The organism is Cupriavidus sp. MEYA8 (genome assembly GCF_059278825.1).
Genome location: NZ_CM181222.1, coordinates 2,141,296 through 2,154,589, shown reverse-complemented (window position 1 = coordinate 2,154,589; position 13,294 = coordinate 2,141,296). Strand labels below are relative to the sequence as shown.

The following is a 13,294-nucleotide window of genomic DNA, read 5'->3' as shown; positions in this document are numbered from 1 at the left end:
ACATGATGCAAGGGCGGCCACTACCGAAGTGGTCCTCCCGGGTATCTCATCCCACCCGGTAGACGCCGTCTTTGTTCACCTCAACCCGCCCGTCCGCCAGCAGTTCTGCCAGATGCTGGGAAATCGTACGGGTCTCGGCATCGACTACCCATGAGCCTTGAAAGCCCGGCGGATACAGCAGCCGCAGGTCGACCAGCTGTGCCAGTGTCTTTGGCGATTCGCGCAGCAAGGTCAGCAGGCGCTGTTCGCGTTGGTCCAGCTTGGCCGCATAGGCAGCGAGATCGCGCAGGAAGTGCTCACGATCGGTATAGACGCCCCGATGATGGGAGGTAACCCACACCTTGGCCGGAACCTCGGCCAACCGTGCCAGGCTACGACGGAAGTCCCCCAGGCTGGACCCTGCATCGCCATAGTAGGGCCCGAATCCGGTCAGGTCGATGTCGCCCGTGAAAGCCACCCCCTCCGGTTCCACAAGGAGAACGGTATGGCCCGCGGTGTGCCCTGGCAGGTGGAAAGCCCGAATGCCGGTCTGCCCTAGATCCCAGCACGCACCGTCCACGTAGCCCTGCGCATCGGGCCGCGGCGCATAAAAGAATTCGCGCTGAAACCTGAGCAGGGTCTCCGATGCATACGCCGCATTACCGAAAGCGGCGACCATGCCATCCCAGCTCCTTGCCGCCGGTAAATCGCCTTCGTGCACATAGACCGATGCATCCGGTAGACGATGCAACCCAGCCATATGGTCCTCATGCACATGGCCCATCACCACCAGCTCGGTGGCGTCAAACTCGGGACCGATGTAGTTCGCGACAAGCGGCGTGTCGAAAGCCGCGCGGGTTTCGGAGCCCCGTATCAATACCTGGTTGCCGTCGGGATACTTGCCGCTCTTCTCGCCAAAGAAGACCGAGACGCGCCCGAGATCCACGCGCTGGATATGTCGATTCGTGCCGGAGTTGCCGAACGCTGTGCTCATGTCGATCATCCTCGCTGGGCAGTCTTAGCGATTTCCGCAGCCGGGGCGTTCCGGTAGCGATCAGGTCAGGCTGCGCAGCTTTGTTCTCTGTCTATTTATAGTAACACCAGTCATCAAAATAAAGATGCCCGCAAACGCGGCACAGACAGAACGTGGGATGTCGTTATAGACGTAGACGCCTTCACGCCAGGCGTCAGGGTTATGCTTCGACCGCCTTGAACATGTCCTCGACCACCTTCTTGGCGTCGCCGAACACCATCATGGTCTTGTCCATGTAGAACAGCTCGTTGTCCAGGCCGGCGTAGCCGGCCGCCATCGAGCGCTTGTTGACGATGATGGTCTTGGCCTTGTACGCCTCCAGGATCGGCATCCCGGCGATCGGCGACTTGGGATCGGTCTTGGCCGCCGGGTTGACCACGTCGTTGGCGCCCAGCACCAGCACCACGTCGGCCTGGCCGAACTCGCTGTTGATGTCTTCCATCTCGAAGACCTGGTCGTACGGCACCTCGGCCTCGGCCAGCAGCACGTTCATGTGGCCGGGCATGCGGCCCGCCACCGGGTGGATCGCGTACTTCACGGTCACGCCCTTCTCGGTGAGCAGTTCGGTCAGTTCCTTCAGGGCATGCTGCGCGCGCGCCACGGCCAGGCCGTAGCCGGGGACGATGATCACGGTCTCGGCGTTGCCCATCAGGAAGGCGGCATCGTCGGCCGAGCCGGACTTCACGTTGCGCTGCGCCTGCGCGCCGGCGGACGCGCCAGCCGACGCATCGCCGCCGAAGCCGCCCAGGATCACGTTGAAGAACGAGCGGTTCATCGCGCGGCACATGATGTACGAGAGGATGGCACCGCTTGAGCCCACCAGCGAGCCGGCGATGATCAGCATCGGGTTGTTCAGCGAGAAGCCGATGCCCGCCGCCGCCCAGCCCGAGTACGAGTTCAGCCACTTCGCTGGCGCGCAAGCCGGCGCCATAGGCGACCGCGAGCGCGGTCTGGTGCTTCAGGTTCCCAGCGGCCGCCAGCAGTCGGCCGACTTCGTCGGGACTGACTACCACGGGCAGGGTGCGTGGAATTCGTACCGGTCGCATCTTGGCCATGCGTTGCGCGTCGCCGAGCGTCACTTCAAAGAAGAACTTCAATCCGGTGATCGCGGCATTGAGCGAAACCGGGGAGATGCCGTGATCGACCAGATGGAGTTGATAGCGCCGTAGGTCCTCAGTGCTAGCCGTGTCGGGAGAGCGGCCGAGAAAGACCGCGAACCGGCGCACGGCACGGATGTATTGGGTCTGGGTCTTATCTCCAAGCTTGCGCATCCGCATGTCTTCGATCATGCGCTGGCGTAGCGGGCTGATGGTAGGCGTCGCGACTGACATGGCTGTGCTCCTGTCGAGGCTCGAGGCGAATTGCCTCGGTCCTCAACATAGGAAACAGCGCTGGCGGTTGAGTCACTTCGCGCTTGACCGGAGGGTTACCGTGTGAGCGGTTTAGTCCGTCGGCCAAAAACGGGCGCTGGCATAGCCCGCGGGCAATGACGTTTGCGTCAAGTATCGGTCATCTCGCTCCGGCGCCGGCGCCGACGCGGCACAGGCGTTGCCGTTGCAGACAAGCACAGTACGACCTACTATGGGGAGGCAGCCCGTCGCGGATTCGCCTCGGGCAGGGCCAGTTCAGGGCAGGTCGCCCCCGCCAGTCGGGTTCTACGCTTGAGTGAAGTTGATCCTCACGGGAGAAAGAAATGAGAGCGATTATTATCGCGGTAATTGCGGCCTTCGGAGCATCACTAGCACTGCCCGGCTACGCGCAAAAGGCAGTGGATCCGTATACGCAAGGGGCCAAGGGGAAAGCGGATCCATTTACGGACGGTGCGAAATCCGCAAAATTCGACCCATATACGGATGGGGCTAAGGAGTCGACCCGCACCGACTTGGCGCCGACCAAGAAGCCCGACCCGTATACCGACGGCGCGAGGGCTGGCAAAGCTGATCCTTATACCGACGGCGCGAAGGCAGGGAAGGCCGATCCGTTTACTGACGGCGCCAATAGCGGCAGCAAGCAATAGCGGAACGCGTCAACTGCGTGGCCTTCCCGGTCCGCCCGGGAAGATCAGGGAAAGCGGTGGCCCCTCGCACACAGCGGGGGGCTATTTTCGCTTCAGGCGTCACCCCATCCGTTCCGGGCCTTCCGTCGCGTCACGCTACTGAATCGCAGCAGCCGCATCTGGATCGCCGCGTCTGAATCACCACTTCCAAGACGGTCTTGCCACCAACCATCGCGATTACCGCTACGATGCCTTCGGTAAGCCCTTGTCTCGCCATCGAGGGGCGACTCGCTGGGGCGATTGGGCTACGCCGCGTACAAGGCAATGATTCCGCGAAATGCTGGTAATCAGTTCCGCATCCGACACGAGAACAGTCATCTCTCACCGCGCATATAGCGCACGCCTATCAACAGGACAACAGCCGACGCGATCCCTGCTCTTGGCAATAGCTCGAGCGCCACCGTCAGCCCTAACCGATCTGCCAGTGCTCCGGTGACGATGGAACCCGGCGCCAGGCCGAGGACGTTGTAGGCCAGGGCGAGCGTCGCCATGGCGGTGCTGTGAATCGCCTTGGGCGTCAGCCTCGCGACCACAGCAGGCGCAAGCTATATGAAGTCGCCGAACTGCTTGGATTCTCCACCGCTGGCGACTTTTCCCGCTGGTTCCGCCGGGAGTTCGGCAAGACCCCATCGGATTGGGTGGCTAACTACAGGCAGAGCATGGCCACAGCCAGGCCCCGGGTGGACCGTGGATGATCGTTTGGGAGGTCCCTGACGCAGGTGTGGCTGCTTCATCGGCCCACGGCTTTCTGCCCGGTTCTCGTACCGACTAGCATCGAACGGCAAGCAAGAGCGCCAACCGCCCATTGCATGGGCGACTTGAAGGCAATTGACGGCGTGTCCCAACATGCTAAGAATTTGGCCCATAGGGCGAATCATGGAGGGGCGACAAAACCTACCATAGCTGCATCCAAGTGGATTTGATCAAGCGCCGTCGATGCGCTGGCGTGCCGAACCACCAAGGCCTGCCAACGACTCGCGCACCGCGGCCCAGACTGAGATTGGAGACAGCTATGACAGCAGCAACTACGGCGCAGAACTGGGCTACACAAGCCTCCCCTACAGCACCAGCCATCATCCGGACATCGGTGCGTCAACATTCGATCAAGGTGGAGCTTTGCACGCCGGCCATCGGCGCTGAACTCAGCAACATCAGCCTGGCCGACGCCGCCCAGGATCCTGACCTCATTGCTGAGATTCGGGCGCTGTGGCTGAAGCACAAGGTGCTGTTCTTCCGCGACCAGGACATTACCCCGCTGGAGCAGCAGGCGTTTGCCGCGCAATTCGCCGAACTCGAAGCGCACCCGCTTGCGCCGAGCCATCCGGAGGCCGACAAGCTTCTGATGCTCTATCGGAATCTGGATCCGAACAAACAGAATTTTGTCGAGAAGGCCAGCCGGGAGAATGTCTGGCATTCGGACGTGACCTACAAGAAGGCCCCTCCGCGCGGCGCAGTCTTGCGCCGCGAAATGGGACCGGAAAACGGCGGCGATACGATCTGGTCCAACATGGTAATGGCCTATGAACGCCTTCCCGACGCCATCAAGCAGCGAATTGACGGCCTGTACGCCAAGCACAGCGCCGAACATGTCTTCCTGGCTCAGTATCCGAAGGACGAACGCCACGCCGCCGCAGCAAAGAACCCCGGCAGTGAACCTCCGGTCGTCCTGATCCACCCGGAGACACAGGAAAAGGTTCTGTTTGTCAATTCGGCATTCACGACCCATTTCGTGAACTATTTCAACTTCACGGACATTCGCTACGGCCAGGACTTCATGCCCGAGTCGCACCACCTGCTGTGCTACCTGTGCTCGCAGGCCGCGATTCCGGAGTATCAGGTGCGCCTGAAATGGCGCGACAACACCGTGGCAATGTGGGACAACCTGCTGTGCCAACACTATGCCGTGGCGGACTATGGCAATGCGCCACGCAAGATGCTTCGCGCGACGCTGACAGGCACATCCCTTTCCTGATCCGGACAGTCCGCCGGAAAAACCCCTGAGAAGTCCGCCAGCCAACCCATGGCGGCGGCAAACAGCGCCTCATCCGGAACGATGTCGAGGAAGGATGAGGCTCCTCACCGCACGCGTGTTGCATCACGCGGTGTATTGAAATGCCGTCTTATTCCAAATCACTGGAGACAGTCAGGCTTTACCAACAAATCGATACTGCAGTCATCGATGGCGAATCGCTGCCGTGGGTTCCGTTCACCCCCTATTCGGACGACGTCCTGCTGAAGTACTTCAAGCTTGACCCGATTCGGGGCGAAATCATCGTGCTGATGAAGGCGCCCAAGAGCATGCAGCTTCCCAAGCACCACCATTCCGGCACCGTCGTCGTCTACACGCTGGAAGGCCAGTGGAAATACAAGGAGCACGACTGGGTTGCGGGTCCTGGCAGCGTGGTATTCGAGACCGCCGCGTCCTGCCACACGCCCGAAGTCGTCAGCACCGACGATGAAGGCGGCTACGTGGTGACGCTGGTCTCCGTGATGGGTGACCTTGTTTTTGTCGATGAGAACGACAACAAGCGCTGCATATGGAATCCCACGGAAGCTCTTCACAGTATCCCCGATGCCAGAGACCTTCCCACCTTCGGTCGTCGCAACCGTTATTCAGCGGTGATTCTTCCGTCCTTAATCACCTTCGCCCAGGTAGCGAGTTCTTGGGTCACAAATTTATCCAGAGTCGGAGGGTCCATGTAGGCAGCAAAGCCGCCCTGCTCCTCAATCTTTTTCTTGTACTCCGGGCTCTCCACGATTCTCTGAATCGATGTGGAGAGTTTCTTGACGATGTCCGGCGGCGTGCCTGCCGGCGCGAATACCGCAAACCAAGACTCCACGATGTAGCTTGGCAGACCAGCTTCAGCAGAAGTCGGGACGTCAGGCATCGAAGGGTGGCGTTTAGCCCCCGTGTAAGCCAGTGCCTTGATTTTTCCGGCCTTAACCTGTCCGATTACTGACGGCGGTGTCGTCACGAACATATCGACCTGGCCGCCGATGAGGTCGCTGACCACAGGAGCAGCCCCCTTGTATGGGACATGGGTTACCGGGACCTGCGCTTGATTGCCGAACATGACGCCCGCAATATGCTGGATGGAGCCATTGCCTGATGACGCAAAGAACAAGCCTTGGTTGTCCTTCTTGCCAAACGCAATCAGGTCTCGCAGGTTCTGAGCGGGAATCTTTCCGCTGACGGCGACGACATGCGGGGCGCGCATCACCAGCGCTACAGACGCGAAGTCCTTAGGCTTCCAGCGCGCCTGGGGAAACAGCGTGGGATTGCCCACGTGATAGCCGGAGTACTGCATGAGGAGCGTGTAACCATCCGGCTTGGCTCTCGCGACAGCTTCTGTGCCAATGTTGCCGCTGGCGCCAGGCCGGTTCTCAATCACGATAGGCTGGCTGAGGTCCTTGGCGAGTTGCTCGCCAATTAGCCGCGCGACGATGTCGGTCGACCCAGCAGGTGCGCTCGGGACAATCATCGTGACCGGCTTGCTAGGGTAGGCGTCAGCTGCAAGCACCGGCCCTGCGGCCGCCAGCACGAGCGCTGTCGCGGAGATCTTCACACTCCATTTCATTCTGCGTCTCCTATTGATATATGTAAGTCGGGAAGGTCCGTCCCATCCCGGCTTCGTTCCGGTGGCCTGTCAGCTCTGGAACAGAGCTTCCATCTCTTTACGAACGCGGTAGGCTGGTTGCTCTGCATCGATGACCACGTCCTCCCACGTGAGGGACTGGTCCTTGGGCACATCCCGCCGCAGTTTCATGTGATGGGCCAGACCCAAGGGCAGACTGCCAACACGGAGCGATTCCTTTGCAGGGAACAGCTTGCCGAAGACCGTGTAACCGCCTTCGCCATCGAGCATCTCCCCTGCCTTCAGGTCCCGCTTTGCCGTGGCAACGACGTCCGCGTTAAAGTGCTGACCCACACCGGTTGACTCCCGACGCAGCCCGACGCTCGCCACAGAGATGCCGAGCTCCAGGCCAATGAGATGCCATTTCTTGTACTGGACCATGCACTGGCCGTTGGGGTCGGTGAAAACCTGGTATTCCTTGAAGCAGCGACGAATGTATTCCGTTGGTGCCTCGACGCAGACCCACACACCCTTACGGATGTCGTACCCTACGGAAGTACCGTCGGTGTTCAGCGACGACACCACATCGACCACACCCTTTTGCGACAGCACGCCGCCATCCGACTTGAGCCGCATGACGGTCGGAATCTGCTCGACGGACGCCGGTGCAAAGGTGATACCTTCGGCCTGCACATGAAGGCCGGTGGCATTTGCAATGGCAGTGCTTTCGATAGCTGGCTTGGAGCCATCGAGGAAGGCATTGAACATTTTCGAATTCATGCCGCCGATGCGTGCCTGGTCGGCCGTAACGCCCCAGTGGTCCCAGACCGTATCGGGCGTCGATTCCCGGAACTTGGGCAGCCACTTGTGCCCGCGCCCCGCGGCGATGATGGGGAACCCGCAAGTGCGAGCCCAATCGACGAGTTCGCAAGCCAAGCCTGGTTGGTCACCATAGGCCAAGGAGTAGACCACTCCAGCCTGACGGGAACGGTGGGCTAGCAGCGGACCGCAGAATGCATCGGCTTCGACCGTGACGTTGATGACATGCTTGCCATGCTTGAACGCGGCGAGGCAGTGGTCGACAGCGGCAATCGGGTTACCCGTGCATTCGATTATGATGTCAACACCCGGATGCGCCACAAGCGCTTCCCAGTCATCGCCGACGTGCGTGGCGCCCGAGGCGACCGCGTCATCCAGGGTCGCTGCTTGCGCACGGCCACGTTCCCAGCCCACGCGTTCGAGGCTGGCATGGGCGTTTGCCGGATTCAGGTCGGCAATACCAACCATGTGCACGCCTGGCGTGCGCGGCACCTGCGCCAGGTACATCGAGCCGAATTTCCCTGCACCAATAAGGCCGACGCGCACGGGGTTTCCCTGCTCGGCGCGCGCGAGCAGCTGAGGATAAAAGTTCATGGTCAATCGAGTAAGGTTGGTGACGAACGGTGTCAGCTGCGAGGCTGGGCGAGGAAGTCGAGGTCACAGCCTTCAGGGGCTTGCGTGACTGTGCGCTGATAGAGTTGCTGATAACCGCCGCGCTTCTGAGGCAGCGGCCTGCGCTCCGTAAGACGGCGTGCAATTTCGTCAGGCTCGACCAGCAAGTCGATTCTCTTTTTAGACACCGACAGGCGAATCCGATCGCCGTTGCGGACCGCTTCCAAGGGGCCGCCGGCCGCCGCCTCCGGAGAGACGTGCAGCACGATGGTGCCGTATGCGGTACCGCTCATGCGGGCATCCGAGATGCGAACCATGTCTTTCACGCCGGCCTTGGCGAGCTTCGACGGAATAGGCAGATAGCCGGCTTCTGGCATACCGGCTGCCAGCGGGCCGGCGTTCTTCAGCACTAGGATGTCATCCGCATTGACGTCCAGGTCGGGCGAATCGACACGGTTGGCCAAGTCTTCCAGGCCTTCGAAGACCACCGCGCGGCCTTCGGTTTCGAACAACGAAGGCGTGGCGGCAGCACGCTTGAAGATTGCGCCGTCCGGTGCCAGGCTGCCGTGCAGTGCAATCAGCCCGCCGACCTCGCTAACCGGCTTGTCAAACGCCCGGACGACTTTGCGGTCCACCCAGCCAACCGGTTCGTCCAGGCGCTCGCGCAGCGTCCTGCCATCCACGGTCAGGCAGTCCAGGTTCAGCAGCGGGCGCAGTTCGCGCAGCACCGCGCCCATGCCGCCTGCGGAATGGAAGTCCTCCATGTACCCATCGCCCACCGGCTTGAGGTCGACCAGCACCGGGGTTTCGTCCGAAATCTCGTTCAGGCGTTGCGGGCTGATACGGATGCCGAGGCGGCCGGCAACGGCCGTGAGGTGGATGATGGCATTGGTGGAACCGCCCAGCGCCATCAGGACGCGGAAGGCGTTTTCGACCGACTGCTCGGTCATGATTTGCGAAGGCACGATTGGCGAACGCGCCAGTCGCACTGCAGCCCGACCACTCTCTTCAGCGGCCACCAAACGCTGCGAGTCGACTGCAGGAATCGCCGCGGTGCCTGGCAATGACATGCCGAGCGCTTCCGCAATGCACGCCATCGTACTGGCGGTACCCATGACGGCACAGGTGCCGGCAGTGGTGGCCAGACGTGTTTCGACCATCTGGATTTCTTGCTGGTCAATCTCTGCGGCTCGGAACTTGCCCCAGAAGCGACGGCAATCCGTGCATGCGCCGAGCCGCTCGCCCTTGTGGCGACCCGTTGACATCGGGCCAGTCACCAGTTGGATGGCGGGGCGATTGGCAGAAGCAGCGCCCATCAGCTGAGCCGGCACGGTCTTGTCGCAGCCACCAATCAGGACGACGGCGTCCATCGGTTGGGCGCGCACCATTTCCTCGACGTCCATCGACATCAGGTTGCGGTACACCATGCTGGTCGGGTTGAGGAACACTTCGCCCAGGGACACCGTGGGGAACATGCGCGGCAAGCCACCTGCCGCGAGCACACCGCGCGATACCGCTTCTACGAGTTGTGGCATGTAGCGGTGACAGTTGTTGAAATCGCTGGGCGATGCCGCGATGCCGACAACCGGTTTCGAAAGCAACTCTCCCGAGATACCCATCGAATGCGCCATCGAGCGGCGCAGGTAACGCGCGAAATCCCGGTCGCCGTAGTTTGTCAGGCCATTGTCTAGGCCAAGCGGTTCAGCCATGTTCTTTCTCCATCTGGGGTGCTGCGGCGCTGAACTGCACGGCAAGCATGTCTTCAAAGAAACGTGTCATTGCGCCCTTGTCGCTGGTGCCGTGGCCGGCCAACAGACTCATCTGATATGTGGCGGTAGCGGCGGCAAGCACAGGCATCGGGATGCAATGGCGAGCGCCTAACTCGGCCGCGCTGACCAGGTCCTTGTAGGCCGCCTTGAGCGGATAGCCGTCGCTGAAGTGGCGTGCCAGGATGCGGGGCAGGAAGAATTCCGATGCGTAGCTACGCCCCGTGCCGCTGTTGATGACTGACGCAATCTTCTCGGGGTCCAGCCCCATCTTCCGGGACATGGGAAGAATCTCTGCGAGAGCGGCGCAGTTGATATCGAATAACAACTGGTTCACGAGCTTCGTCAGCTGTCCGCTACCTGCGTCACCCATGTACAGGACGTTGTTGCCCATGCGCTCGAGCCACGGCTTCACCGTTTCAAAGGTCTGTTCCGCCCCGCCGCACATGACAGTCAATGTGCCGGCTTCAGCCCGCGATTGCATTCCCGACACCGGCGCATCGAGGAACACGATGCTGGCAGCAGTAAGACGTGCATGAATATCCATCGTCGCACCGTGCTCCATCGTGCTGGTATCGACAACGATGGAACCCGGACGAAGCAGCGTTGCCAATCCACCGTCGCCAAATAGCACATCCAGCACGGCAGCGGTGCCTGGCAGACTCAGGAACACAATTTTGGCGTCGGCCAGGCCGGCCAGATTGTCGGCTGTCGTAGCGCCAGCTTCCTGCAGCTCCCGATACGGGTCCTGCACTTTTGACGTGACGCGCAGGTCCGTGTCGGCATGAATCAGGTTAAGAGCCATTGGCTTGCCCATCTGGCCGAGGCCAACGAAGCCAACAATGGTGCGCTCGGAATTTGCGGCACTCATGCGTCGGCCCTGTCGGAGATTTCAATCAGATTCAGGTCGGGGTCGCGCAGGTAAATCGAACGCAGGCGGTAGTTCGCGCCGGTACGGGCGACCGGCCCTTCGATAATGCGAGCGCCCCGCGCATTCAGTTTCGCGATGACTTCATCGAGCGGAATCGCCGCGATAAAGCAGAGGTCCAGGGCGCCAGGCACGGGAAGATGGGCCTTCGGCTCGAATTCCTTGCCCTTCACATGCAGATTGATTTTCTGCTCGCCGAACTTGAAGGCTTTGCGGCCTTCTGCGAAGGTCTCGAGGGTCATCCCCAACAGACCGACGTAGAAATCGACACATGCTTCCTCGTTGCTGGTCGTCAAGACCAGATGGTCCAAGTGATGAATCACCAGCGTCTCCTTCTTGCGATTTTGCGATGACCTCGAATGTATGCGCACGAATAGGAGAGGAGGAATTCCTAATTTCGCATGGAGCCTTCGCATTTTGCGAAGCCGGTCGCTTGCCAGACTGATAAAGTGCCTACATGCCACAGAACCTCATCAATCCCGCTCGCGTCGATTTCGTCACTCTGCGTTTGTTCTGTGCCGTGGCACAGACCGGCAGCATCACCAAGGGTGCCGAGCGGTGTAACTTGGCGCTATCGGCCGCAAGCAGGCGGATTTCGGACTTCGAAACCGCCTCTAACGCAGTCCTGATGGAGCGGAATGCCCACGGCATTCGGCTGACGCCCGCTGGTCACGTTGCGCTTCAGCATGCGATGCGTCTTTTTCAGGGATTCGAGCTTTTCAGTAATGAGCTCAGCGAGTACTCAAGCGGTTCTCGGGGACACGTTCGGCTTTGGGCGAACATGTCCGCCCTGGTCGAATTTCTTCCATCTGCACTAGAAAGCTTTTTGCACCTTTACCCCGACACCCGTGTCGAGGTCGAAGAGCAACTCAGCGGTGACATCGTCCGTGCAATCGTGGAAGGACTGGCAGACGTAGGCATCTTCGTCGAGGGTCCACCAACGCACGGTCTGAACGTCATCCCCTATCAAACTGACCGGCTCGTTGTACTTTGCTCGAAGAGGCACCCGTTGGCGGGGGTGGACGAAATCGACTTCCGAAGCTGTCTTTCCTATGACTTCGTGGGCCTGAATCGAGGCAGTTCGCTGCTTAACACCATCTCTAGCGCGGCACATGACATTGGCTTTCCGTTGCGGCTGCGCATCCAGGTTCGAAGCTTTGACGCCATGTCCGAAATGATTGCTTCTAATCTGGGGATAGGTGTACTTCCGCTCGGCGCATGCTTTCGAAAGCTCGAGCCGTGGGGTCTGAAAGCCGTTCGGCTTGTAGATGACTGGGCAGAGCGGAGGCTGCTTATCGCCACGAGCGCCTCCCGCGCTCTGTCCGGTTCAGCTGCCCTTCTTGTCGAGCATCTGAGTAAGACGCCTGACTGAATTGCTGCCGTCCGATAGGCCACTCTGCAAGATCAACGGCTTACATGCTCGGAATCTGCACGTGTTAGAGCGCATCATCCGTATTAGGGCGCGTTACACATCAACCCATAACAGGCTAGGCCTCCCAAACAGCACCAACCTCAACCGAAGGATGGAACGATGACGAAATACCTTATCTCCTTTCCTGGAAGGGCGATGCAAGTCCCCGCCGAGGACTTTGCCGCCGTGGGCGAAGCTGCGCACGAGGTCATACGCGAGGCGAAGGCTGCAGGCGTGTACGTGTTCGGTGGTGGTATCAACGAGGATGTCGCACCACTCATGGTCGCCTCAGACGGCACGGTCACAAACGAAACCTATCCCCAGACGAAGGAGTTCGACGGTGGCTTCTGTGTCCTGCAGCTCCCGTCGCGCGAAGCCGCCATCCTGTGGGCTGCAAAGATCGCCAAAGCCTGCCGCTGCTCGCAGGAACTCCGCGAGTTTGGGTATGACCCCGAGAGCTGACGGGCAGGGCCCGTACCCACTGCGAGCGAAGACACTCTCCCGCATCTACTTTCCTCATCGCCATGAACTTCAGTCAGGCAATAGCCGAGTCCGGTTGCAGAGCTGCCGCCGGAAGCCGCTTTCCGTTGAACCCAAAGGAAGCTTGCGAATCGTCTGATCGTCATCCCCAACTGAAAAGGGAAAACTAAGGCCATCACCGAGACAACGGTGATCGGGCGTCGAAACCCGCTTTCACCAACGGATGGTCGCTCAGGCGACCATCCTCAAACGCACGCGCGCGTCGCTTCACAATGGCGGGCCGGGCGGGGCAGCCAATCAGGCTGGCCGGTGTTCGTTGGTGAGCCGGTATTTCGACCCCCGCTGTCAGGCCCGCCACCCCTCAAGCAATTGCATCAGGCGGGTCTCCTAACCTTCTTCAGGAGAACGCAATGCAAGAGAAAGCCCGTCAACAGCGCGAAGCCATTATCGTCGGCATTCCGGCAGAAACACTTGAATCGCTCGACCGGATCAAGGCCGGCCTGGGTAGCGTCCTGTCGCTGCTGGAAGTGGAAAGCGAGCGCTTGCAGGCATGCCACGGCGTACACTGCCTGCTGGCAATGATCAAAACGCAACTTGATCTGATGGCAGAGGAGTTGTGTCCCGTGGCGTGAGTC

At 60.5% G+C, this 13,294-nt stretch carries 13 protein-coding genes and 2 pseudogenes; 6 read left to right on the top strand and 9 right to left on the bottom strand.

Annotation, left to right across the window (positions count from 1 at the left end):
* Positions 1-46: 46 nt before the first annotated feature.
* The 3 genes and pseudogenes from AC5WJ1_RS26810 to AC5WJ1_RS26800 all read right to left on the bottom strand — a co-directional run.
* Positions 47-973 carry an MBL fold metallo-hydrolase gene (locus tag AC5WJ1_RS26810; protein ID WP_494476738.1) on the bottom strand — a complete coding sequence of 309 codons (927 nt, stop codon included), beginning with the start codon at positions 971-973 and terminating at the stop codon, positions 47-49.
* A 199-nt stretch (positions 974-1,172) separates the two neighbouring features.
* Positions 1,173-1,913 (bottom strand): annotated as a pseudogene (locus tag AC5WJ1_RS26805) (NAD(P)(+) transhydrogenase (Re/Si-specific) subunit beta); the annotation flags it as partial.
* Positions 1,906-2,343, bottom strand: a pseudogene (locus AC5WJ1_RS26800) (tyrosine-type recombinase/integrase); the annotation flags it as partial. The pseudogenes AC5WJ1_RS26800 and AC5WJ1_RS26805, both read right to left, overlap by 8 nt.
* A 362-nt stretch (positions 2,344-2,705) precedes the next feature.
* On the opposite strand from AC5WJ1_RS26800, the gene AC5WJ1_RS26795 reads away from it, so the two are divergent.
* Positions 2,706-3,029 carry a hypothetical protein gene (locus AC5WJ1_RS26795; RefSeq protein ID WP_195427781.1) on the top strand — a complete coding sequence of 108 codons (324 nt, stop codon included), beginning with the start codon at positions 2,706-2,708 and terminating at the stop codon, positions 3,027-3,029.
* Positions 3,030-3,382: 353 nt separating this feature from the next.
* Here the strand turns inward: AC5WJ1_RS26795 and AC5WJ1_RS26790 are convergent, their stop codons facing one another.
* A complete protein-coding gene (locus AC5WJ1_RS26790) occupies positions 3,383-3,559 on the bottom strand; it encodes a hypothetical protein (RefSeq protein ID WP_255519716.1) in 177 nt (58 codons plus the stop codon).
* 521 nt (positions 3,560-4,080) lie between these two features.
* Between AC5WJ1_RS26790 and AC5WJ1_RS26785 the strand changes: the two genes are divergently transcribed.
* Positions 4,081-5,040, top strand: coding sequence for a TauD/TfdA dioxygenase family protein (locus tag AC5WJ1_RS26785; RefSeq protein WP_494476737.1), 960 nt, complete (start codon positions 4,081-4,083; stop codon positions 5,038-5,040).
* Between the two features lie 140 nt (positions 5,041-5,180).
* Positions 5,181-5,771, top strand: a complete 591-nt coding sequence (locus tag AC5WJ1_RS26780) for a 2,4'-dihydroxyacetophenone dioxygenase family protein (protein WP_240745805.1) — start codon at positions 5,181-5,183, stop codon at positions 5,769-5,771.
* On the opposite strand, the gene AC5WJ1_RS26775 is transcribed toward AC5WJ1_RS26780, so the two are convergent.
* The 5 genes from AC5WJ1_RS26775 to AC5WJ1_RS26755 all read right to left on the bottom strand — a co-directional run bounded on the left by AC5WJ1_RS26775 (position 5,678) and on the right by AC5WJ1_RS26755 (position 11,091).
* Positions 5,678-6,646 (bottom strand): Bug family tripartite tricarboxylate transporter substrate binding protein, encoded by a 969-nt coding sequence (locus AC5WJ1_RS26775; protein WP_494476736.1) that lies wholly within the window; start codon positions 6,644-6,646, stop codon positions 5,678-5,680. The genes AC5WJ1_RS26780 and AC5WJ1_RS26775 overlap by 94 nt on opposite strands.
* A gap of 69 nt (positions 6,647-6,715) precedes the next feature.
* Positions 6,716-8,056, bottom strand: a complete 1,341-nt coding sequence (locus AC5WJ1_RS26770) for an NAD(P)H-dependent oxidoreductase (RefSeq protein WP_135702778.1) — start codon at positions 8,054-8,056, stop codon at positions 6,716-6,718.
* Between the two features lie 32 nt (positions 8,057-8,088).
* Complete coding sequence (locus AC5WJ1_RS26765) at positions 8,089-9,783, bottom strand: IlvD/Edd family dehydratase (protein WP_494476735.1); 1,695 nt, start codon at positions 9,781-9,783, stop codon at positions 8,089-8,091.
* Complete coding sequence (locus AC5WJ1_RS26760; protein ID WP_494476734.1) at positions 9,776-10,711, bottom strand: NAD(P)-dependent oxidoreductase; 936 nt, start codon at positions 10,709-10,711, stop codon at positions 9,776-9,778. The genes AC5WJ1_RS26765 and AC5WJ1_RS26760 overlap by 8 nt, the downstream gene beginning before the upstream one ends.
* Positions 10,708-11,091, bottom strand: a complete 384-nt coding sequence (locus AC5WJ1_RS26755; RefSeq protein WP_494476733.1) for a VOC family protein — start codon at positions 11,089-11,091, stop codon at positions 10,708-10,710. The genes AC5WJ1_RS26760 and AC5WJ1_RS26755 overlap by 4 nt, the downstream gene beginning before the upstream one ends.
* Before the next feature lie 134 nt (positions 11,092-11,225).
* On the opposite strand from AC5WJ1_RS26755, the gene AC5WJ1_RS26750 reads away from it, so the two are divergent.
* From AC5WJ1_RS26750 to AC5WJ1_RS26740, 3 genes are all read left to right on the top strand, one after another.
* The gene (locus AC5WJ1_RS26750; protein ID WP_494476732.1) at positions 11,226-12,140 is read left to right on the top strand and encodes a LysR family transcriptional regulator; all 915 of its coding nucleotides are present in this window, start codon (positions 11,226-11,228) and stop codon (positions 12,138-12,140) included.
* 159 nt (positions 12,141-12,299) lie between these two features.
* A complete protein-coding gene (locus tag AC5WJ1_RS26745; RefSeq protein ID WP_167884539.1) occupies positions 12,300-12,641 on the top strand; it encodes a YciI family protein in 342 nt (113 codons plus the stop codon).
* Between the two features lie 428 nt (positions 12,642-13,069).
* On the top strand, positions 13,070-13,291 hold the full coding sequence (locus tag AC5WJ1_RS26740) for a DUF1484 family protein (RefSeq protein WP_135702783.1): 222 nt from the start codon (positions 13,070-13,072) through the stop codon (positions 13,289-13,291).
* Positions 13,292-13,294 lie beyond the last annotated feature (3 nt).

Bases quoted from the DNA above. Each gene is read 5' to 3' on its own strand.
- AC5WJ1_RS26750 (WP_494476732.1), top strand. From the start codon at position 11,226: ATGCCACAGAACCTCATCAATCCCGCTCGCGTCGATTTCGTCACTCTG.
- AC5WJ1_RS26795 (WP_195427781.1), top strand. From the start codon at position 2,706: ATGAGAGCGATTATTATCGCGGTAATTGCGGCCTTCGGAGCATCACTA.
- AC5WJ1_RS26745 (WP_167884539.1), top strand. From the start codon at position 12,300: ATGACGAAATACCTTATCTCCTTTCCTGGAAGGGCGATGCAAGTCCCC.
- AC5WJ1_RS26780 (WP_240745805.1), top strand. From the start codon at position 5,181: ATGCCGTCTTATTCCAAATCACTGGAGACAGTCAGGCTTTACCAACAA.
- AC5WJ1_RS26785 (WP_494476737.1), top strand. From the start codon at position 4,081: ATGACAGCAGCAACTACGGCGCAGAACTGGGCTACACAAGCCTCCCCT.
- AC5WJ1_RS26770 (WP_135702778.1), bottom strand. From the start codon at position 8,056: ATGAACTTTTATCCTCAGCTGCTCGCGCGCGCCGAGCAGGGAAACCCC.
- AC5WJ1_RS26775 (WP_494476736.1), bottom strand. From the start codon at position 6,646: ATGAAATGGAGTGTGAAGATCTCCGCGACAGCGCTCGTGCTGGCGGCC.
- AC5WJ1_RS26740 (WP_135702783.1), top strand. From the start codon at position 13,070: ATGCAAGAGAAAGCCCGTCAACAGCGCGAAGCCATTATCGTCGGCATT.
- AC5WJ1_RS26790 (WP_255519716.1), bottom strand. From the start codon at position 3,559: ATGGCGACGCTCGCCCTGGCCTACAACGTCCTCGGCCTGGCGCCGGGT.
- AC5WJ1_RS26760 (WP_494476734.1), bottom strand. From the start codon at position 10,711: ATGAGTGCCGCAAATTCCGAGCGCACCATTGTTGGCTTCGTTGGCCTC.
- AC5WJ1_RS26810 (WP_494476738.1), bottom strand. From the start codon at position 973: ATGAGCACAGCGTTCGGCAACTCCGGCACGAATCGACATATCCAGCGC.
- AC5WJ1_RS26765 (WP_494476735.1), bottom strand. From the start codon at position 9,783: ATGGCTGAACCGCTTGGCCTAGACAATGGCCTGACAAACTACGGCGAC.